At 73.7% G+C, this 19,582-nt stretch carries 19 protein-coding genes; 12 read left to right on the top strand and 7 right to left on the bottom strand.

What is annotated here, in order from left to right; genetic code table 11:
- Window positions 1-42 precede the first annotated feature (42 nt).
- Window positions 43-333, top strand: coding sequence for a hypothetical protein (locus ACGF7U_RS17850; protein ID WP_393107803.1), 291 nt, complete (start codon window positions 43-45; stop codon window positions 331-333).
- 78 nt (window positions 334-411) lie between these two features.
- Entirely contained in the window at window positions 412-759 is a 348-nt protein-coding gene (locus ACGF7U_RS17845) for a DoxX family protein (protein ID WP_393107801.1), read from the top strand.
- Between the two features lie 120 nt (window positions 760-879).
- Here the strand turns inward: ACGF7U_RS17845 and ACGF7U_RS17840 are convergent, their stop codons facing one another.
- Together ACGF7U_RS17840 and ACGF7U_RS17835 are read right to left on the bottom strand one after the other, a co-directional pair.
- Window positions 880-1,635, bottom strand: coding sequence for a class I SAM-dependent methyltransferase (locus ACGF7U_RS17840; RefSeq protein WP_393107799.1), 756 nt, complete (start codon window positions 1,633-1,635; stop codon window positions 880-882).
- 16 nt (window positions 1,636-1,651) lie between these two features.
- Window positions 1,652-4,846, bottom strand: a complete 3,195-nt coding sequence (locus tag ACGF7U_RS17835; protein ID WP_393107797.1) for a BTAD domain-containing putative transcriptional regulator — start codon at window positions 4,844-4,846, stop codon at window positions 1,652-1,654.
- 149 nt (window positions 4,847-4,995) lie between these two features.
- Between ACGF7U_RS17835 and ACGF7U_RS17830 the strand changes: the two genes are divergently transcribed.
- Entirely contained in the window at window positions 4,996-6,015 is a 1,020-nt protein-coding gene (locus tag ACGF7U_RS17830) for an NADP-dependent oxidoreductase (protein WP_393107795.1), read from the top strand.
- Window positions 6,016-6,218: 203 nt separating this feature from the next.
- Window positions 6,219-7,130: a zinc-binding dehydrogenase gene (locus ACGF7U_RS17825; RefSeq protein ID WP_393107793.1), complete on the top strand. Its 912-nt coding sequence runs from the start codon at window positions 6,219-6,221 to the stop codon at window positions 7,128-7,130.
- A gap of 174 nt (window positions 7,131-7,304) precedes the next feature.
- Here the strand turns inward: ACGF7U_RS17825 and ACGF7U_RS17820 are convergent, their stop codons facing one another.
- Window positions 7,305-8,033: an SDR family oxidoreductase gene (locus tag ACGF7U_RS17820; protein WP_393107791.1), complete on the bottom strand. Its 729-nt coding sequence runs from the start codon at window positions 8,031-8,033 to the stop codon at window positions 7,305-7,307.
- A gap of 140 nt (window positions 8,034-8,173) precedes the next feature.
- On the opposite strand from ACGF7U_RS17820, the gene ACGF7U_RS17815 reads away from it, so the two are divergent.
- Window positions 8,174-8,635 (top strand): peroxiredoxin, encoded by a 462-nt coding sequence (locus ACGF7U_RS17815; RefSeq protein WP_393107789.1) that lies wholly within the window; start codon window positions 8,174-8,176, stop codon window positions 8,633-8,635.
- A gap of 71 nt (window positions 8,636-8,706) precedes the next feature.
- Window positions 8,707-9,396: a hypothetical protein gene (locus ACGF7U_RS17810; protein ID WP_393107787.1), complete on the top strand. Its 690-nt coding sequence runs from the start codon at window positions 8,707-8,709 to the stop codon at window positions 9,394-9,396.
- Between the two features lie 49 nt (window positions 9,397-9,445).
- Here the strand turns inward: ACGF7U_RS17810 and ACGF7U_RS17805 are convergent, their stop codons facing one another.
- Complete coding sequence (locus tag ACGF7U_RS17805) at window positions 9,446-9,907, bottom strand: MarR family winged helix-turn-helix transcriptional regulator (RefSeq protein WP_393107785.1); 462 nt, start codon at window positions 9,905-9,907, stop codon at window positions 9,446-9,448.
- Window positions 9,908-10,005: 98 nt separating this feature from the next.
- On the opposite strand from ACGF7U_RS17805, the gene ACGF7U_RS17800 reads away from it, so the two are divergent.
- Window positions 10,006-11,424 (top strand): MFS transporter, encoded by a 1,419-nt coding sequence (locus ACGF7U_RS17800; RefSeq protein ID WP_393107783.1) that lies wholly within the window; start codon window positions 10,006-10,008, stop codon window positions 11,422-11,424.
- 38 nt (window positions 11,425-11,462) lie between these two features.
- Entirely contained in the window at window positions 11,463-12,323 is an 861-nt protein-coding gene (locus ACGF7U_RS17795) for an NAD(P)H-binding protein (RefSeq protein WP_393107781.1), read from the top strand.
- Window positions 12,324-12,474: 151 nt separating this feature from the next.
- On the opposite strand, the gene cydB is transcribed toward ACGF7U_RS17795, so the two are convergent.
- Window positions 12,475-13,473 (bottom strand): cytochrome d ubiquinol oxidase subunit II, encoded by a 999-nt coding sequence (cydB, locus tag ACGF7U_RS17790; protein WP_393107780.1) that lies wholly within the window; start codon window positions 13,471-13,473, stop codon window positions 12,475-12,477.
- 15 nt (window positions 13,474-13,488) lie between these two features.
- Entirely contained in the window at window positions 13,489-14,904 is a 1,416-nt protein-coding gene (locus ACGF7U_RS17785; RefSeq protein WP_393107778.1) for a cytochrome ubiquinol oxidase subunit I, read from the bottom strand.
- 196 nt (window positions 14,905-15,100) lie between these two features.
- On the opposite strand from ACGF7U_RS17785, the gene ACGF7U_RS17780 reads away from it, so the two are divergent.
- From ACGF7U_RS17780 to ACGF7U_RS17765, 4 genes are all read left to right on the top strand, one after another.
- The gene (locus tag ACGF7U_RS17780) at window positions 15,101-15,877 is read left to right on the top strand and encodes a lysophospholipid acyltransferase family protein (protein WP_393107776.1); all 777 of its coding nucleotides are present in this window, start codon (window positions 15,101-15,103) and stop codon (window positions 15,875-15,877) included.
- Window positions 15,878-16,136: 259 nt separating this feature from the next.
- Complete coding sequence (locus ACGF7U_RS17775; RefSeq protein ID WP_393107774.1) at window positions 16,137-16,904, top strand: glycerophosphodiester phosphodiesterase; 768 nt, start codon at window positions 16,137-16,139, stop codon at window positions 16,902-16,904.
- Between the two features lie 19 nt (window positions 16,905-16,923).
- The gene (locus tag ACGF7U_RS17770; RefSeq protein WP_393107772.1) at window positions 16,924-18,312 is read left to right on the top strand and encodes an MFS transporter; all 1,389 of its coding nucleotides are present in this window, start codon (window positions 16,924-16,926) and stop codon (window positions 18,310-18,312) included.
- 58 nt (window positions 18,313-18,370) lie between these two features.
- Window positions 18,371-19,084, top strand: a complete 714-nt coding sequence (locus tag ACGF7U_RS17765; RefSeq protein ID WP_393107770.1) for a thymidine kinase — start codon at window positions 18,371-18,373, stop codon at window positions 19,082-19,084.
- A 4-nt stretch (window positions 19,085-19,088) separates the two neighbouring features.
- Here the strand turns inward: ACGF7U_RS17765 and ACGF7U_RS17760 are convergent, their stop codons facing one another.
- The gene (locus ACGF7U_RS17760) at window positions 19,089-19,547 is read right to left on the bottom strand and encodes a hypothetical protein (RefSeq protein WP_393107768.1); all 459 of its coding nucleotides are present in this window, start codon (window positions 19,545-19,547) and stop codon (window positions 19,089-19,091) included.
- Between the last annotated feature and the right edge of the window lie 35 nt (window positions 19,548-19,582).

Here is a 19,582-nt window from a genome sequence, read left to right as displayed (position 1 = left end):
ACACCGGCCGTCGACCACGTCGACCGCTCGAAGGGAACGACCATGACTGCTGTCCGCGTGCATCACTACTCCGTCGACCCGGCGAACCTGGAGCAACTGCTGGCCCGCCGGGCCGAGTTGATCGCCGGGATCCGTTCCGGTTTCCAGGGCCTGCTCGAAACGCGGCTCGTCCGGCTGGACGACGGCACCTACCACGACGTGTGGCGGTGGGAGAACGCGGAGGAGATGGCGGCTGCCGTGGCGGCGTCGGCCGATTTCCCGCCCGTGGCGGCGACGATGGCGCTCACCCACGACGGCACGGTCCAGAACGGCGAGATCGTCGACGAGCGCTGACGCCCGCGCCCGAGGTGGTCGTGGTGCGCCGGTCCGGTCCGGGCCGGCACAGGTTTCGAGAAGACGAGGAGTGAAGCAATGTCAACTGCCCACACGATTGTCACCGTGGCGGCCGCGCTGTGGGCCGGGTTCTCCGCGGCGTCGGTGTTCCTGCGGGCCCGGTGGGTGGTCGAGCCACTCGCCGACTACGGCGTGCCGCGCTCGTGGTGGCCGTGGCTCGGGGTCGCCAAGGCCGCCGGGGCGGCTGGGCTGCTGGTGGGCCTGGCCGTGCCGGTGATCGGCGTCCTGGCCGGCATCGGTCTGGTGCTGTATTTCACCGGGGCCGTCGTCACCGTCCTGCGGGCCCGGTCCTACTCCCACGTGCCGTTCCCGCTGTTGTACCTGGCGCCGGTCGTCGGCGCGATGGCGCTGGGGTTCGCCGCCTGAGCACGGGACCCGGTCGGTGCGGTGGTCCGCCGCCGCACCGACCGGGCGGTCGCCGAACCGCCCGTCGGGCGGGTGCTGAGCAGGGCATGCCGACGTGCGTGGTCCGGCCGCCGCGCCGGCTCACCGTCCGGCGTCGGCGGCGCGGCGGGCGAGGACGAGGGTGGTGCGCAGTCGCAGGACGACCGGGGCGTCGAGGCCGTCGACGAGGCGGCGCAGCGCGGCCATCCCGCGGCTGCGGTCCTGCGGGCCGAGGGTCCGGTACGGGCCGAAGGTCGCGACGAGTTGCAGGTAGCGCTCGGTGGGCAGCGGGATGTCGCGGTGCAGGTGCGTGGCCCGGATGTCGGCGAACAGGCCGCTGTCGGTGATGTCGCGGTGGAACCAGTCCGCGGGTCGTTCGGGCGCCGTGGGGACCGCGGAACGGAAGAAGCCGTCGAGGGCGCGGGACTGCCCGGGGTCGGCGTAGTCGTACTTGTGGCCGAACACGGCGAGGGTGCCGCCGGGGACGAGCGCGTCGTGGGCGCGCCGGTTGCGGGTGGCCGGGTCGAGCCAGTGCCAGGCCAGCGCGCAGGCGATCAGGGGTACGCCGCCGGCGGGCGGCCGCCACCGCTCGAAGGTCGAGGTGACCACGCGGGCCTGCGGGAACCTGGCGGTGAGCCGGGCGGCCATGCGGGCGTCGGGTTCGACGCAGGTGACGGGCGCGCCGAGGCGCAGCAGCACGGCGGTGCCCTTGCCGGTGCCGGCGCCGATCTCGGCGACCGCGTCGGGGGTGCGGCCGTGGTAGGCGCGGACGAGGTCGGCGAGTTCGCTCGGGTAGTCGGGGCGCACGTCGTCGTAGAGGTCGGCGACGTCGCCGAAGACACCGGTCACGTCGTCCATCGTGGCACGGGACGGCTCAGCGGGGCTGCGGGCAGACGGCGGTCAGGTGCTCGGTGTCGGCACCGGATCGCCGGCCCTGTTCGTACCGGGCGGTGAACTCCTCGTCTCCGAGGCTGCGGCGCACGGCGGCGGTGATGCGGTCGACGTCGCCGCGTTCGGCCTGCGGCAGCGGGGCGCCGACCGACTCGCGCAGTGCCGTGGCCGAGCCCAGCAGGCCGGCGGCGTGCGTCGTGTCGCCGGCGAGCGCCCGCGCCCCGGCGAGGCCCTCGAAGGCGAGGGCGACCGCCCGGGGGTCGCCGATCCTGCGGGCGGCGGCGAGTCCGTCCAGGTGCACGCGCAGGGCCTTCTCGGCGTCGCCGCGTTGCTCGGCGGCGAATCCGAGTTCCGCCAGGACCAGTGCCAGGCCGGGCTCCCCGTCGACGCCGCGCAGCCAGTCCACCCACTTGGCGAGGTGGGCGTCGACCAGTTCGTACCTGCCCTGGCGGCGGGCGCTCAACGCCAGCCCCATCTCCGCGAAGTGCTCGGCGACCGTGTCGAACTGCCCGGCGCCGACGCGCCTGGCCCGTTCGTGGAAGTCGTCGGCGGCGGCGAGGTCGCCGGTGAGCAGCGCGATCCGGCCGAGTCCGGAGAGCCGGAACGAGACCTCACTCCAGAGGGAGAGCTCCTGCGCCATCCGCAGGCCGTCGCGGTGCAGCCGCGCCGCCAGGGGATAGTCGCCGGCTATCTCGGCGAGTTCGGCGAGCGTGTTGGTCGCCTTGACCTGTCCCCAGCGGTCGCCGAGTTCGCGGAAGAGCGCCTCGCTGCGCGTTGCGTCACGCCGCGCGTCGGCCAGTTCGCCGCGGGCTCGGGCGATCGTGGCCCGTACGCTCAGCGCGGCGGCGGTGCCCCAGGTGTCGTCGAGGTCGCGGAAATCGGCCAGCGCCGCGTCGAGCAGGTCGGCGGTGGCGGCCAGACCGGTGAAGCCACGTTGGGCGTACGCGACGAACCAGCGGGCCATCGCCCGGGCGCGGGGGTCGCCGATGGTCTCGTACGGGACCTCGCCCGGGCGGGTGGCCGGGTCGGTGCCCGCGTCGAGCAGGAGTGCCATGCCCGCCCGCCAGGCGGCCACCTCGCCGTCCGCGCACAGTGTCGACGCCAGGTCCAGCGACCGGCGGGCCTCGGTCAGCCGGCCGCGCAGGACCCAGTACCAGGACAGCGCGTTGACCAGCCGGGCGGCGCTGTCGGCATCGGCCGAGCGCACCGCGGTGTCGAGGGCCACCCGGAGGTTGGCCCGCTCACGGTCGAGGCGTTCCAGCCACCGCCGCTGGTCGGGGCCGTGCAGGTGCGCTCGGGCGTGTTCGGCCAGGTGGAGGTGGTGGCGCAGGTGTCGGCGCCGCACCTTGTCGTGTTCGTTCGCCTCGTGCAGGCGTTGCGCGCAGTAGTCCCGGACCGATTCCAGCAGGAGGTACCTCGGGCCGTCCGGACTGTCCGTCACGGCGACGAGGGAGCGGTCCACCAGACGGGCGAGTTGGTCGAGGACGTCGATGCCGTCCTCGGCGGCGACCTGCTCGGCCGCCGCCAGCGTGCACCCGTCGGCGTGCGCGCTGAGCCTGCGCAGGACCATCCGCTCGGGCGCCGACAGCAGCTCCCAGCTCCAGTCGATCATGGCGCGGAGGGTCTGCTGCCGGGCCGGCGCACCGCGCCTGCCGGAGACCAGCACCCGGAACCGGTCGTCGAGGCGGGCGGCCAGTTCGTGCACTCCGAGCGCGCGTACCCGGGTGGCGGCCAGTTCCAGCGCGAGGGGAATGCCGTCGAGGCGGCGGCAGATCGCGCTGACCGCCGCCGCGTTGCCCGGGCCGAGGGCGAACCCGGGCGCGGCGGCGGCGGCCCGGGTCACGAAGAGTTCCACGGCGCTGAAGTGGGCCGGGTCGGCGGGCTCGGCGTCGGGGCCGGGCACGTCCAGTGGCGCGACGCTCCAGAGTTGCTCGCCGGTGATCGCGAGGGACTCCCGACTCGTGGCCAGGACGCGTACGTCGGGTGCGGCACGCAGCAGTGCCTCGGTCAGCGTGGCGACTGGCCCGACGACGTGCTCGCAGTTGTCCAGCACGAGGAGCAGCCGCTTCGGCCGCAGGGCTCCGGCGAGTCGGTCCAGCGGGTCGCCGGCGGCCGTAGCCATGTCGTCGCGGATGTCGAGGACGGAGGCCACGACGTCGGCCAGCGCCGCCGGACGGGGGTCGCGGGCCCGATCGAGGCCAGCGAGTTCCACCAGCCAGGTCCCGTCGGGGAACATGTCGACGGCGTCGCGGGCTACCGCCAGGGCGAGTTGGGTCTTGCCCACTCCCCCCGGGCCGGTGAGCGTGACGAGACGCCGTGACCCCAGCAGGGCACGGAGCTGCGTCACGGCCGCTGCCCGCCCGACCAGGCTGGTCAGCGCGGCGGGCAGGTTGGTGCGGGACCGCCCCGCGGGGGTCGACGTCGCCGGGCCCAGCGCGGGGTCCTGTCTGAGGATCGCCTCGTGCAGGGCGACGAGCGTCGGGCCCGGGTCCACGCCGAGCTCGTCGGCGAGTCGCTCCCGCAGCTCGGCGTAGCCGGCCAGCGCCTCACCCTGCCTGCCCGCCAGGTACAGGGCGCGCAGGTGCACGGCGCGCAGTCGTTCCCGTAGCGGGTGGCGCGCCACCAGGTCGCCGAGCTCGCCCGCCAGCACGGCGTGTTCGCCGAGCTCCAGCCGCGCCTGCGCATGCTCCTCCAGCGCCAGCAGCCGCTCCTCGGCGAGCCGGGCGGCCACCGGCCGGGCGAACTGCTCGTCGGCGAAGTCGGCGTACGCCGGTCCCCGCCACAGCGCGAGCGCGTCGGCCAGCAGGTCGGCGCGGACGCGTGGATCGTGTGCCGCGCGCGCCTGGGCGGTGAGGGTCCGGAAGCGGCCGACGTCGGTCGCGGTGGGGTCGAGACGCACAAGATAGCCGGGTGGTTGCGAGACCACCAGGTCCCGGCTCCCCGGTTCGGCGGTGTCCAGGGCCCGGCGTAGCTGGGACACCCTCGTGTGCAGGGCGTTGGTGGGGTTGCGGGGCAGTCGTCCGCTCCACAGGTCGTCGATGAGCCGGTCGGCCGACACGGGGCGTCCGTCGTGCGTGAGCAGGTCAGCCAGCAGCGCGCGGACCTTCAGCTCGGGAATCCGTACGGGCCGGTCGTCAGCCGTCCAGACGGCCAGCGGGCCGAGCACCCCGAAACGCATGACGGCAGGTTATCCGAGCGGTGCGGCCATGATCGGGCGGCTGTGGCTGGGTGTCGGGCGACCCACAGCGAACCTGGGGAGGACCTGAAGTGCCCGCCCGCAGGGTGGAGGGCGTCAAGGAACGACCCACTGTGGCGAAGGGCAATGACATGAGTGACAGCACGATCATCGGCCGCGAGATCCGGCTGGTCTCCCGCCCGGTCGGTGAGCCGGGACCGGAGAACTTCGAGGTGGTCGAGGTGGCGGTGCCGCAGCCGGCGCGGGGGCAGATCCTGGTCCGCAACACCTGGATGTCGGTCGACCCCTACATGCGGGGTCGGATGGACGACGTCGAGTCGTACATGCCGCCGTTCCAGCTCGGCGTGGTGATGGACGGGAGCGCGGTCGGCGAGGTGGTCGCCTCCGGCGTCGCGGAGATCCCGGTCGGGGCTACGGTGTCGCACTTCCAGGGCTGGCGCGAGTACGTCGTCCTGAACGCTGCCGAGGCGATCGTCGTCGACACCACCATCGCCCGTCCCCAGGACTACCTAGGTGCGCTCGGGACGACCGGGCTGACCGCCTACCTCGCGGTCACCGAGATCGCCCCGGTGAGGCAGGGCGACACGGTGTTCGTCTCGGCGGCCGCGGGCGCGGTCGGCAGCGTAGCCGGGCAGCTCGCCCGCAAGTTCGGCGCGGCCAGAGTGATCGGCTCGGCCGGAGGTCCGCAGAAGGGCAGGAAGCTGGTCGAGGACTTCGGCTTCGACGCCGCCGTCGACTACCGGGCCGGCTCGTTGACCGAGCAGCTCGCCACGGTCGCGCCCGAGGGCATCGACGTCTACGTCGACAACGTCGGGGGTGACCACCTGGAGGCCGCCCTCGACGCCATGAGGGTGCACGGCAGGGTCGCCCTGGTCGGCATGATCAGCGGTTACAACGCCACCGAGCCGGTGCCCGGCCCCGGCAACATCTACGTCGCCGCGACGAAGCGGCTGACCCTGCGTGGCGTGCTGGTCAGCGACCATCTGCACCGCTTCGGCGAGTACATCGGGGACGCGGCGGGCTGGCTCGCCGACGGCACCCTGCACACCGAGGAGACGGTGGTCGAGGGCATCGAGCGGGCGCCGGAGGCGTTCCTCGGCGTGCTGCGCGGCGCCAACACCGGCAAGATGCTCGTCCGCCTCGCCTCCTGAGCGCCGGCAACAGCAGGAACACGAAATCCGCGCGGAGCACCGCCCTGAGCGAATTCCCGCTGCCGGCCGCGAGTTCAGGTGCCGCAGCGCCGGTAGGCACCGCTGACCGGCCGAAGGTCCTTCCCACCGCCCTGTCGTGCGGGCCCCGTCTTCCGCAGCGGGCCCGCACGGCCGGCGGTCCCCCTCTTACCCAGGAGCAGACGATGCAAGCGTTGATCTACGACCCGGCCGCCCCGCACCGCCTCCGGCTCGGCGCCGCGCCCGACCCGGTGCCCACCGCAGGGCAGGCACTGGTGCGGGTGGCGGCGGTCTCGCTCAACTTCGGCGAGATCGCGTTCCGACCCACCGACGGACAGGTCGGGCACGTCTCCGGATGGGACGCCGCGGGCGTCGTAATCCGGGCCGCCGACGACGGATCCGGCCCGGCGGTGGGCACGAGGGTGGTCACCTTCGGCTGGGCCGGCGCATGGGCCGAGTTGCGCGCCGTGGACACGAACAATCTGGCTGCCGTGCCCGAGGGCGTCGACCTCGGGCTGGCCAGCGCGCTCCCGGTCGCCGGCGTCACCGCGCTGCAGGCGGTGCGGCGGCTGGGACCGCTGATCGGCCGCCGGGTACTGATCACCGGCGCGTCCGGTGGCGTCGGGCGGTACGCGACGCAGCTCGCCGCCCGCGCCGGCGCGCACGTCATCGCCTCGGTGGGCAGCCTTGCCCGCGCCGAAGGGCTTCGAGAGCTCGGGGCGGCGGAGATCGTCGTCGGGCCGGCGAACCTCTCGGAGCGGGTGTACGGCGTGCTGGACAACGTCGGCGGCGGGCAGTTGGCCGACGCGTACCACCGGCTGCAGGACGGTGGGATCGTCCAGGCGATCGGCATGGCGTCGCGCGAGCCCACGCTGATCGACTTCGAGCAGGCGCGCACCTCCGTCGACCGGGGACGGTTGGAGACCTTCAACGTGGCGACCCCGTTCGGCGACGACCTCGCCTACCTTGTCGGGCTGCTGGACAAGGGTCACCTGGACGCGCAGGTCGGCTGGCGCGGTCCGTGGCAGCGGGCCGGGGCCGCGGCCGAAGCCCTGCTCGCCCGTCAGGTCCCCGGCAAGGCGGTCCTCGACCTGTGAGCCGGTCGGGCGCCGCCCGCCGGGTGGCGTCGGGCGGCCCGCGCCCGTGCCACCCCGGTCGGGCGGTCGGCCGCTACGGTGCCGGGCCGGCTCGTCGGTGGGCCCGGCACCGCCGACGCCGCGCACCGGTGACGGCGGCGGCCCGGCGTCGAAACGGCAGCGCGACGCCGGGCGTCAGAGGCCGCCGGCGACGCGCAGGATTGCGCCGGTGGTGTACGTGGCGTCGGGGCCCAGCAGCCAGGCGATGGCGCCGGCGACCTCGTCGGGTTCGCCGGCGCGACCGAGCGGGATGCGCTCGGCGGCGCGGTCGGGCCGGTCGGGCTGGCCGGACAGGGCGTGGATGTCGGTGCGGATGATGCCCGGGGCGACGGCGTTGACGCGGATGCCGCGGGGGGCGAGTTCCTTCGCGAGGCCGGTGGTGAGGGTGTCGGTGGCGGCCTTGACGGCGGCGTAGTGGACGTACTCCCCGGGGCTGCCGAGGGTGGCGGCGGCGGAGGAGACGTTGACGATGGCGGCGCCGCTGCCCATCCGGCGGGCCGCCTGCTGGGCGCAGAGGACGTAGCCGACGAGGTTGACGTCGACGACGTCGCGCAGGTCGGCCGGGTCGAGGTCGACGAAGGCGCCGATGGGGCTGGTGACGCCGGCGTTGTTGACCAGCCCGGTGATCGGGCCGAGGTCGGCGGCGGCGTCGAACAGGGCGGCGACCTGGTCGGGGTCGCGGGTGTCGGCGGGCACGGCGAGGCCGCGTACGCCGGTGGCCTCGATGTCGGCGAGCACCTTGTCGGCGGCGGCACGGTCGCGGCGGTAGCTGAACGCGACGTGGTGGCCGGCGTGGGCCAGGCGGCGGGCGGTGGCCGCGCCGATACCCCGGCTGCCGCCGGTGATGACGGTGACGGGACTCAATGTGCCTCCCCTGCTGCGGTTGCCGGGCCGACGTTACCGTGACCGGGACGGCCGGGACGGGAGGGGAACGTCACACGACGCGGGCGGTGTGGCAGCCGCATACGCTCGGCGCACTGTGGTGACGACGGTGGAGGTGCACGGTGGCGGGTGTGGGTGTCGGGGACGTCGTGGAGGACTTCGAGCTGCCCGACGAGACGGGTACGCCGCGGCGGCTGTCGGAGTTCCTGGCCGCCGGTCCGGTGGTGTTGTTCTTCTACCCGGCGGCGCTGACCCGCGGGTGCACGGCGGAGAGCTGTCACTTCCGGGACCTGGCGGCGGAGTTCGCGGCGGTCGGCGCCATCCGGGTGGGGATCAGCCGGGATCCGGTGGCGAAGCAGGCCGAGTTCTCCCGGTTGCACGGGTTCGACTATCCGCTGCTGTCCGACCCGGACGCGGTGGTGGCGGACCGGTTCGGGGTGCGGCGGCGGCTACCGCTGGGCGCGTTGAGCACGCGGCGGATGACGTTCGTCATCGGGACGGACCGACGGGTGATCGAGGTGGTCCACAGTGAACTGGACATGAACGCGCACGCCGACGCGGCGCTGCGGGCGCTGGGGGGTTGATCGTCCGCGTGTCGGGGCCGGCTGGTATCAAGGCAGGCATCTGAACAGGTGTACGAGGGAAGAGGTTGCTGATGGGTGCCGCTGGCCAGGGATTGTCCGACGAGGACGTGCGCAGCATCCGGGAGGCGTTGGCGGCGGGGCGGAAACCGAAGGTGGTGTTCACCGCGTCGGCGGGTCAGATCGCCGGGCAGGTGGGGCAGGTGGTGGAGCTGACCGACCCGGCTGCCTCGGACGAGTACGTGGTGGTCCGGTTCGGCCGCGACGAGTTGCCCTTCTCCCCCGCCGACGTGGCGGTGGCACCACGGGGAGCGGGCCGCAAGGCGGCGGAACCGCAGCCTGAGCCCGAGCCGCCGGCGGCGCCGGCGGAGCCGGAGTTCGTGTTGGACCGGGCGCGGGTGCCGGCGCCGCGGGAGCAGCGGGAGGAGCCGAAGGTGGAGACGGTGGAGGCGAAGCCGGCGCGGCGGGCGGTGAAGGCGGTCAAGCCGAAGGGCCCGGCGGGGCTGACGGTGACGCTGGCGTACGCCGACGGCGAGTGGACGGTCGCGGCGCAGCAGGGCAGCAAGTCCCTCGCGAAGCCGTACGTGGTCAAGCCGGCGGAGGCGCTGCGGATGGTGGCGCTGGTCGACGTGCCGGGGGTGCACGAGGCGGTGGAGCAGATCATGGCCGCGGAGCGGGCCGAGGCGGAGCAGCAGGCGGAGAAGCTGCGCGCGGAGCTGGCCGAGATCGAGGCGCGTCTGGCGGAGCTGCGCGAGGCGCGCTGAGGCGTACCGGTGGCGGGGCGGGCGGCGCCGCCCGCCCCGCCACCGTCTGTCAGCCGCGCTGCCGGGCGTGGTGGTCGAAGAGCTTGCCGAGCAGGCGGGTGAGCTGTGCGCGTTCGGTGTCGGTGAGCGGGGCGAGCAGGGTGTCCTGCGCGCGCGCGAGGGCTTCGTCCATGCGGCGCAGTCCGGCGCGGCCGGTGGGGGTGAGGGTGATGATGTTGCGTCGCCGGTCGGCGGGGTCGGGGGCGCGCACGACGAGGTCGTTGGCGGCGAGTTCGTTGACGGTGGCGACCACGTCGCTGCGGTCGATGCCCCCGCGGCGGCCGAGGTCGGCCTGACTGGCGGGGCCGAACTCGTCGAGGGTGGCGAGGACGCGGTAGTGGTAGCCGCGGGCGCCGACTGTTGCGAAGCCCTCGCCGACCAGTCGGCTGGCGTGGCCGGCGGTCTGGGTGAGCAGCCAGCTCGGGGTGGTGCGCAGCCGGGTGGGCGGCTCCTGTTCGCCGATGTGGTGCATGGGGTGACTCTACCGCAATCGTTGGCGCGACCCACGGATCCTGTTATCGTTGGCGCGTCCAACATTGGCCACGCCAACGCTGTCGGAAGGGATCCGTCATGTCCGCAACCATCGTGACCGCGCCACCGGTCGCCACCCATGGACGCCGTTGGCAGGCCCTCGCCTGGGTCGCCATCGGCCAACTCATGATCGCCGCCGACGCGACGATCATGAACATCGCGCTGCCCACCGTGCAGCGCGATTTGGCCCTCTCCCCCGCGCAGGCGCAGTGGGTCGTCACCGCCTTCGCCCTCTGCTACGGCGGGTTCCTGCTGCTCGGCGGACGGCTGTCGGCGCGCTGGGGGCGGCGCCGGTGCCTACTGGTGGGCCTCGGCGTCTTCGCCGCGGCCTCCCTGCTCGGCGGCCTGGCGGCGAACCCCGCAATGATCATCGCCGCGCGGGCGGCGCAGGGTGTCGCCGGCGCCCTGTTCACCCCCTCGGTGCTGGCCCTGCTGGGCACCGCGTTCCCGGCCGGCGCCGACCGGGCCCGGGCGTTCGGTCGCTACGGCACCGTCATGGGCAGCAGCAGCGGCGTGGGCCTGCTGCTCGGCGGCGTCCTCACCGACCTGGCCGGATGGCGGTGGAGCCTGCTGGTCGCCGTCCCGATCGCGGCCCTGGCCGCCGCCGGGATCGTGCGCACCGTCGACGGCGGCACCGGCCAGGCCGATGCGCCGGTCGACCTGGTCGGCGCCGTCCTGGCCACCGCCGGGCTGATGACGCTGGTGTACGGGTTCAGCCGCGTCGAAGCCGCAGGCTGGGACGCCCCGTCGACCCTGGCCGCACTGGCCGCCGGCGCGATCCTGCTGGTGGCCTTCGTCGTTGCGCAGCGGCAGGTGGCGCACCCGCTGCTGCCGCTGCGGGTGGTCCTCGACCGACGGCGCGGCGGTGCGTACCTGGCGGTGCTGGCGATGGCCGTGGGCAACTTCGCCGCGTTCTTCTTCCTCACCTTCCATTTGCAGCACGTGCTCGGCTGGTCCCCCGTGCGGGCCGGGCTGGCGTTTCTGCCCTACACCGTGGCCATCGTCGTCGGGGTGCGCACCGCCCGCGGGCTGCTCACCGACGCGCCCGTACGCCAGCTGCTGGTGCCCGCCCTGCTGGTCACCGCCGCCGGGCTGGCGCTGCTCGGCCTGCTGCGCCCCGACAGCGGCTACCCGTCCCTGCTGCTGCCGGTGATCGTCCTGCTCGGTCTGGGCAACGCCCTCGTGCTCGTGCCGGCCAACAGCGTCGCCACCCAGGACGCCGGCCCCGACGCCGGCGTCGCCGGCGCCACGGTGATGACCGCGATGCAGGTCGGCTCGTCGCTGGGCGTCGCGCTGCTGGGCAGTGTCGCCGCGGCGGTCGCGGCTGCTTACGCCGGCGCCCCCACGGAGGCCGCCGTGCGCGGCTACGCCATCGCCGGCCTCTCCGCCGCCGCCCTGCTGTGCCTCGCCGCCCCGGTCGTCGCCGCCGTGCTCGGCGCCGGCCGGCCCGCCCGCTGACCGCCCCCGACCACCCGAACCGAACGAAGGAGAACCTCATGATCCTGGTCACCGGCGCCACCGGAAACGTCGGCAGCCACGTCGTACGGGACCTGCTCGCCGCCGGCGAGCCGGTGCGGGCCCTCACCCGCCGTGCCGACGCCGACCTGCCGTCGACCGACGTCGAGGTCCACCTGGGCGACATCGCCGCCCCGGACACCCTCGACCGGGCGCTGCGCGGCGTCGACCGCGTCTTCCTGTTCCCGGTCTTCGGCGCCGTCGAGGGCTTCCTCGACTTCGCCCGCCGCCACGGCGTCGGTCATGTCACGCTGCTGTCCACCCAGGCCGTGCTCCTCGCCGAGCCCGGTTGGGTCGGCGAGATGCACCTGGAGTGCGAGCGAGCCCTCACCCGGTCCGGGCTGTCCTGGACCCTGCTGCGCCCCACCATGTTCATGGCCAACGACCGGGACTGGCTGCGACAGGTGGCCGCGGGGGAGGTGGTCCGGGTGCCGTACAAGCGGGCCGTAATGGCACCGGTGGACGAGCGCGACATCGCCGCAGTGGCCGCCCGGAGCCTGCGTGACCCGCGCGACGGCGCCGCGTACGAACTGACCGGGCCGCAGGCGCTGAGCCAAGCCGAGCGGGTGCGCGTCGTCGGCGAGGTGCTGGGCCGGCCCGCCCAGGTCGAGGAGGTGACCCGCGAGCAGGCGCGGCAGGCGATGGTGCGGCACATGCCACACCAGGCCGCCGACTTCGCCCTCGACCAGCTCGCCGCCGCGCAGGAGCACCCGGCCCGGGTTGTGCCCACGGTCGCGCAGGTCACCGGCCGCCCCGCGCACACCTGGGCCGAGTGGGTCGCGCACCGGGCGGCCCGGCTCAGTGCGGGTGCGGGTCGACCCACGGCCGCCGGGTCGGAGTGACCGCGGGATCGCCGGCGGCCGGTTTCCGGGTGACGATGCGATCGCGGAAGGTGGCGGGCCGCCGGGGCGACGCGGGAGGGTGTTCGCGTCGCCCCGGCGGCCCGCGGCGCGGGTGGCGGCGGCGGGGCCCGCGGCCACCCGGCGGGGCAGGTCAGTGCTGCGGGATGTGGGCCACCCCGATGCGCTTGCGGAACACCCAGTACGTCCAGCCCTGGTAGGCCAGCACGATCGGGGTGAACACCACCGCCACCCAGGTCATGATCTTCAGGGTGTAGGGGGTGGAGGCGGCGTTGGTGGCGGTCAGCGTCCCGGCCGCGTCTGCGGTGGAGGGCAGCACGTTCGGGAACAACGCCGCGAACAGCGTCGCCACGGCCAGGCCGATCGCCACGGCGGTGCCGGTGAACGCCCAGCCCTCCCGGCGTATCCGGGCGGCGGCGAGACCGCCGAGCAGCGCGACGGCCGCGCCGACGGCGAACACGACGGCGGCCGCGCTGGAGCGGATGGTCAACGTCCAGACCAGGAACGCGACCGCGAGCACAGCGGTGGCCACGCCCAGACGCACCGCGAGCGCGCCGGCACGCTCGCGGACGTCGCCGACGGTCTTCAGCGCGACGAACACCGCGCCGTGGGTCACGAACAGCGCCGCGGTGGTCGCGCCACCGAGCAGGGCGTACGGGTTGAGCAGGTCGAACAGCCCGCCGACGTACTCGTGGTCGGCGTCCAGCGGCACGCCGCGCAGGATGTTGGCGAACGCCACGCCCCACAGCACCGCCGGCACCACCGAGCCGACGAAGATGGCGGTGTCCCAGCGGCGCTTCCAGGACGCCTCGGGGCGCTTGTGGCGGTACTCGAAGGCGACGCCCCGGGCGATCAGTGCGAGCAGGATCAGCAGCAGCGGCAGGTAGAAGCCGGAGAACAGGGTGGCGTACCACTCGGGGAAGGCGGCGAACATGGCGCCGCCGGCGGTGATCAGCCACACCTCGTTGCCGTCCCACACCGGGCCGATGGTGTTGATCAGGACGCGGCGTTCGCGGTCGTCGCGGCCGAGCACGGGCAGCAGCATCCCGACGCCGAAGTCGAAGCCCTCCAGGATGAAGTACCCGGTGAACAGGACCGCGACGAGCAGAAACCAGATGGTGGTGAGTTCCACGGTGGGCTCCGGTGATCAGTAGGCGAAGGCGAGCGGGCGCTCGGCGTCGTCGTGGCTGTCGTCGATCTCGGGGTTCGGGGTCAGGTCGGGCACGCCGGCCTTGGCGTAGCGCAGCAGCAGCTTGACCTCGATCACGGCCAGGGTCGCGTAGATCAGGGTGAAGGCGGTGAACGAGGTGAGCACCTCGGTCAGCGAGACGCTGCGGGACACGCCGTCGCGGGTGAGCATCTCGCCGAACACGATCCACGGCTGGCGGCCCATCTCGGTGAAGATCCAGCCGAAGGAGTTCGCGACCAGCGGCAGCAGCGGCATGACCAGGCCGGCGCGCAGCAGCCACCTGCTGGTGGGCGTGCGGCCCTTGCGCTGGCTCCAGAGGACCAGCAGGGCGATCGCGGCGGCGGCCATCCCGAACGCGATCATGAAGCGGAAGCTCCAGTAGGTGACCGGGATGATCGGGGTGTAGCTGCCGGCGCCGTACTGGGCGGCGTACTGGGCCTGGAGGTCGTTGATGCCCTGGACGGTGCCGTTCGGGTCGCCGGTGCCCAGCCAGGACAGCAGGTGCGGGATCTTCAGCGCGAACAGTTCCCGGCTGCCGTCGAGGCTGCCGACGGTCAGGACGCTGAACGAGGCGGGGCTCTCGGTGGTGTAGAGGCCCTCGGCGGCGGCCATCTTCATCGGCTGCACCTGGGTCATGATCTTGCCCTGGATGTCGCCGGTGATGGCGACGGCGGCGGTGGAGACGAGGGTGACCCAGGAGCCGAACTTCGCGGCGAATCGGTAGGCGGGGGTGTCGACGGAGTCGCGATCGCGTACCAGGTGCCACATGGCGACGGCGACCAGCAGCGAGCCGGCGACCAGGAACGCGCCGGCGATCGTGTGCGGGAAGGTGATCAGGGCGACCCTGTTGGTCAGCACGGCGACGAAGTCGGTGAGCTCGGCGCGGCCGGTGTCGGGGTTGATCCGGTAGCCGACCGGGTTCTGCATGAACGAGTTCGCCGCGAGGATGAAGTACGCGGACAGGTTGCTGCCGATCGCGGCGGCCCAGATGCTGGCCAGGTGCAGCCGCTTGGGCAGCCGGTCCCAGCCGAAGATCCACAGGCCGATGAAGGTCGACTCCAGGAAGAACGCGACCAGCGCCTCGATCGCCAGGGGGGCGCCGAAGATGTCGCCGACGAAGCGTGAGTAGTCGCTCCAGTTCATGCCGAACTGGAACTCCTGCACGATGCCGGTCACCACGCCCATGGCGAAGTTGATCAGGAAGAGCTTGCCGTAGAACTTGGTGAGCTTGAGGTACTTCTCGTCGCCGGTGCGGTGCCACAGCGTCTGCAGGATCGCCACCAGCACGGACAGGCCGATGGTCAGCGGCACGAAGAGAAAGTGGTAGACGGTGGTGACACCGAACTGCCAGCGGGCGACGTCCAACGCGTCCACCAGAAACCCCCAGCTGTGCGTACTACGGGACGTAGTAAATACTACCGCCCGTCGTAGAGAAGTCGGCAGGGCCGGGGGGCCCTGATCGGTACGGGACCAATGACCCTGATCACCCCTGCCGCGCGACCTGCGATCCTGGCTCCGGCGGACGCCCCGCGCCGGCGGCGTGGCACGTGCGTGCGACGATTGCCGGCTGATGGACACCGCCCGTTCGACCTGGCAGCCACCGCTGATCTGGCGTGCCGCGCAGCTGCTCGCCCGCGTCGTCGTCGCGCTCGTCGCCCGCCTGGAGGTCAGCGGGGACGTGCCCGACGCGTTGCGCCGCGGTCCCCTGGTCCTGGCCGCCAACCACATCAGCCCGTTCGACCCGGTCGTCCTCGCCGCCGCCTGCCGCGCGCGGGGCGTCGCCCCCCGGATCATGGCCACCGGCGGGCTGTTCCGCACGCCCGTCATCGGCGCCGCGATGCGCCGCGCCGGGCACATCCGCGTCGACCGGGGCACCTCTGCCGTGCACCAGGCCCTCGACGACGCCGCGGCGGCCGTCGCCAGCGGCTCGATGATCCTGGTCTACCCGGAGGGTCGCATCGGCCTGGACCCGGGTCTGTGGCCCGAACGCGGCAAGACCGGCACCGCCCGCCTCGCGCTGGCCTGCGGCGCGCCGGTGATCCCGGTCGCCCAGTGGGGCGCGCACGAGGTGCTGCCCTACCGGGCCCCGAAGGGACTGCTGCGCGGCGTCGCCCGGGCGGTGTGGCGACGCCCCGTGGTCCGGGTGCACTTCGGTGACCCGGTCGACCTGACCGGCGTAACGCACGGCACGCCCGGCGCGGCCCGACTCGCCACCGACCGGATCATCGACGCCATCACCGACGCCCTCGTCCCGCTGCGGCCCGACGAACCCGACCGGCCCCGGCACGTCGACCCGGGCCGGCCCGCCGACACCAGCCGCTCCCACCGCCGCCGCCCGGCCCCCTGAATCCGCGCCTCCTCCGGGCCCCCACCCGCCCCGCCCAACGGGTCGCGCCCGCTCCCGGCGGTCATGCGCGGCACGTCCTGGCCGCTTTGCTGCACCCCGAGAGAACCGGCGGCACCGCACCGGCTGGCGCCCCACGCGCCCGACGCGGGCGCGGCCGGCATCGGTGATCCGGCGACGACACCGGCGTCTCCGCCCGCGGGCGATCGACGGTCACGGGCTGGTCGCCGCGCGGCCACCGGGGACCGGCATACTGCGTCGCGTGTTGACCCGTCACCCCTACCTCGACGCCCCCGCGCCGCTGGCCTTCGCCCACCGCGGCGGCGCCGCCGAGGGTGACGAGAACACCGCCGCGGCGTTCGCCCGCGCGATCGGGCTCGGCTACCGGTACGTCGAGACCGACGTGCACGGCACCGCCGACGGCGTGGCGGTGATCTTCCACGACGCCACCCTGACCCGGGTCACCGGCGAGCCGGGGCGCATCGCCGACCTGCGCTGGGCCGACCTGGCCTCGGTGCGCGTCGGCGGCGCCGCCGTGGTGCCCCGCCTCGACGAGGTCCTCGACGCCTGGCCCGAGGTGCGGTTCAACATCGACGTCAAGGCCGACGGCGGCGTCGACCCGACGGTGACGGCCGTCGCGCGCGGCAGGGCCGGCGACCGGGTGCTGCTCGCCTCGTTCAGCGACGCCCGGCTGACCCGGCTGCGCGCGCTGACCGAGGGCCGGATCGCCACCAGCCTCGGCATGCGCGGGGTGGCCCGGCTGCGGATGGCCTCGCTGACCGGCCGGGCCCTGCGGCTGCCCCCGTCGGTCGTCGCCGCCCAGGTGCCGGTGCGCTACGGACGGGTGCGCGTGGTGGACAGCCGGTTCCTGCGCTACGCCCACCGACTCGGACTGCACGTGCACGTCTGGACGATCGACGAACCTGCCGAGATGCACGAGTTACTTGATCTTGGAGTGGATGGCATCATGACCGATCACGTCGGCGTGCTGCGCGACGTCTACCGCAGCCGCGGCCACTGGGCCGCCTGACCCGCCTCGAAGGACCCCGATGGCCGAGACCGCCGCCCCCACGGTGGGCGACACCCCCGCCCCGGCGAGCACCCGCCGCGAACGCACCGGCTGGTACTTCTACGACTGGGCGATGTCCGCCTTCTCCACCACGGTGATCACCGTGTTCCTCGGCCCGTTCCTGACCACCGTCACCGAACTCGCCGCCGGCTGCGAACTCGGCGTCGACACCTGCTCCGGGCACGTGTACCCGCTGGGCATCAAGGTCGCCGCCGGCTCGTACTTCCCGTACCTGGTGTCGCTGTCGGTGTTCCTCACCGTGTTCGCGCTGCCGATCGTCGGCGCGATCGCCGACCGCTCCGCGCACAAGAAGCGGCTGCTGGCCGCCGCCGCCTTCACCGGCGCCGGCGCCACCGTCGGCATGCTCTTCGTCACCGGCGACCGGTATCTGCTCGGCGGGGCGCTGTTCGTGGTCGCGAACATCGCCTTCGGCGCCGGCGTCGTGGTCTACAACTCGTTCCTGCCGCAGCTCGGCGGCCCCGACGACCGCGACGGCATCTCCAGCCGCGGCTGGGCGCTGGGCTACCTCGGCGGCGGCCTGCTGCTCGCGCTCAACCTGGTCGCGGTGAGCATGCTCGGCGAGGAGGGCGACCACCAGCGCACCCTGGACCTCGCCCGCTGGTCGATCGTGTCCGCCGGGCTGTGGTGGGCGGCGTTCACCCTGGTCCCCCTGCGCTGGCTGCGCGAACATCCCACCGCCGCCGCGCTCGCCGGCGGCAACCCGCTCACCGACGGGTTCCGGCAGCTCGGCCGCACCCTGCGGGAGATGAAGGCGTACCCGCTGACGCTGTTCTTCCTGCTCGCGTTCCTGGTCTACAACGACGGCATCCAGACCGTCATCGCCCTGGCCAGCCAGTACGGCACCGAGGAGCTGAACCTCGGGCAGAGCACCCTGATCGTGACCATCCTGCTGGTGCAGTTCCTCGCCTTCGGCGGCGCGCTGCTGCTCGGCGCCCTCGCCAAGCGCATCGGCGCCTGGAAGACCGTGCTGATCAGCCTGGTGCTGTGGACCGGGGTGATCCTCGGCGCGTTCCGGCTGCCCGCCGAGGCGCCGGTGCCGTTCATGGTCCTCGGCGCGGCCATCGGCCTGGTGCTCGGCGGCAGCCAGGCGCTGAGCCGGTCGCTGTTCAGCCAGCTCATCCCCGCCGGCAAGGAGGGCGAGTACTACGGCTTCTACGAGATCAGCGACAAGGGCACCAGCTGGCTCGGGCCGCTGGCCTTCGGCCTGGTGTTCCAGCTCACCTCCTCGTACCGGGTGGGTCTGGTCTCCCTGCTGATCTTCTTCGTCGTCGGGTTCCTGCTGCTGCTGGCCGTGCCGATCCGCCGGGCGATCGTCGCCGCCGGCAACACCCCGCCCCGGGTGCTCTGAGCCGGCACGGCCCGCGCCGACCGGATCGGGGAGCGCCGATCGGCTAGGCTGCCCGTCCGTGACCGACCACGCCGCCGCCCCGACCTGTCTGGCGCGCCCGCCGCTGGGCCCCGACGAATCATCCGCCGGCTGCGCCGCGGCGCGCGGCGTGGACGGGCGTCCGCTGCACGCGGCGGCGTTGAAGTTCTTCTGGGGGCCGATGGACTGCGGCAAGTCCACGATGGCCCTGCAGATGAACCACAACCACGCCCGGCAGGGCCGCCGGGGCCTGGTCACCACCCGCATCGACCGCTCACTCGGCCCGCAGGTCACCACCCGCATCGGGCTGGCCCACGAGGCCGTCGAGGTCACCGACGAGCTGGACCTGGTCGCGCTGGTGCGCGACACCTGGGCCGAGGGGGTCCGCGTCGACTACCTCATCTGCGACGAGGCCTCGTTCTACAACCTGGAACACATCGAGCAGATGGCCGAGCTGGTCGACAGCTACGACGTAGACGTGTACGCGTTCGGGCTGGCCACGGACTTCCGGTCCTGCCTGTTCCCGGCCGCCCAGCGGCTGTTCGAACTCGCCGACGAGGTGGCCCGCATCCAGGTCGAGGTGCTGTGCTGGTGCGGCCGGGAGGGGCTGCTCAACGCCCGGGTGGTCGGCGGGCGGGTGGTCCGCGAGGGCCAGCAGGTCGTCATCGGCGACACCGTGGACACCGCCGAGGTGCGCTACCAGGTGCTCTGCCGGCGACACTACCGGGCCGGCGAGCTCGGTCCGCGCCGCTGAGGAGTCAGTACGGGTCACCGCACACCCGCCAGTCCCCGTCCTCCCGCACGACCGACAGTTTCCGCTCCTCGGTGAGGCCGCTGTCGCGGGTCAGCCGCACCGTCACCGTGCCGTGCGGGCGGCCACCGCGCGTCGCCACCGACACGTCGAGGATCTCGTAGCCGCTGACCAGCGGCGGGGTGCGCAGCCAACTGGTGAACCCGATCGGGCTCCACCGGCTGCGCGCGTCGGCGCAGAGCCGGTCGTACGCGCCGTCCGTGTCGCCCGCCGCGACCGAGCGCAGGAACCCGTCGGCGGTCTCCCGCACCGGGCCGCTGGCCTGCGTGACCACCTGCACGTTCCAGGCGCCGAGCCCGGCCACCCCGACGCAGCACAGCACCACGGCGACGCCCGCGAACACCAGCCCGGTGCGCACCGGCCGGCGCCGCCGGGCCGGCCGGTTCCACGGCTGCTCAGCGCCCACCCGTCGACCGTAGAGAACCGACGGGGCCGTCCGCA

Origin of the sequence: Micromonospora sp. NPDC047670 (genome assembly GCF_043204915.1) — a bacterium.
Classification (GTDB): domain Bacteria; phylum Actinomycetota; class Actinomycetes; order Mycobacteriales; family Micromonosporaceae; genus Micromonospora.
This window is presented reverse-complemented; position numbering and strand designations above follow the sequence as displayed.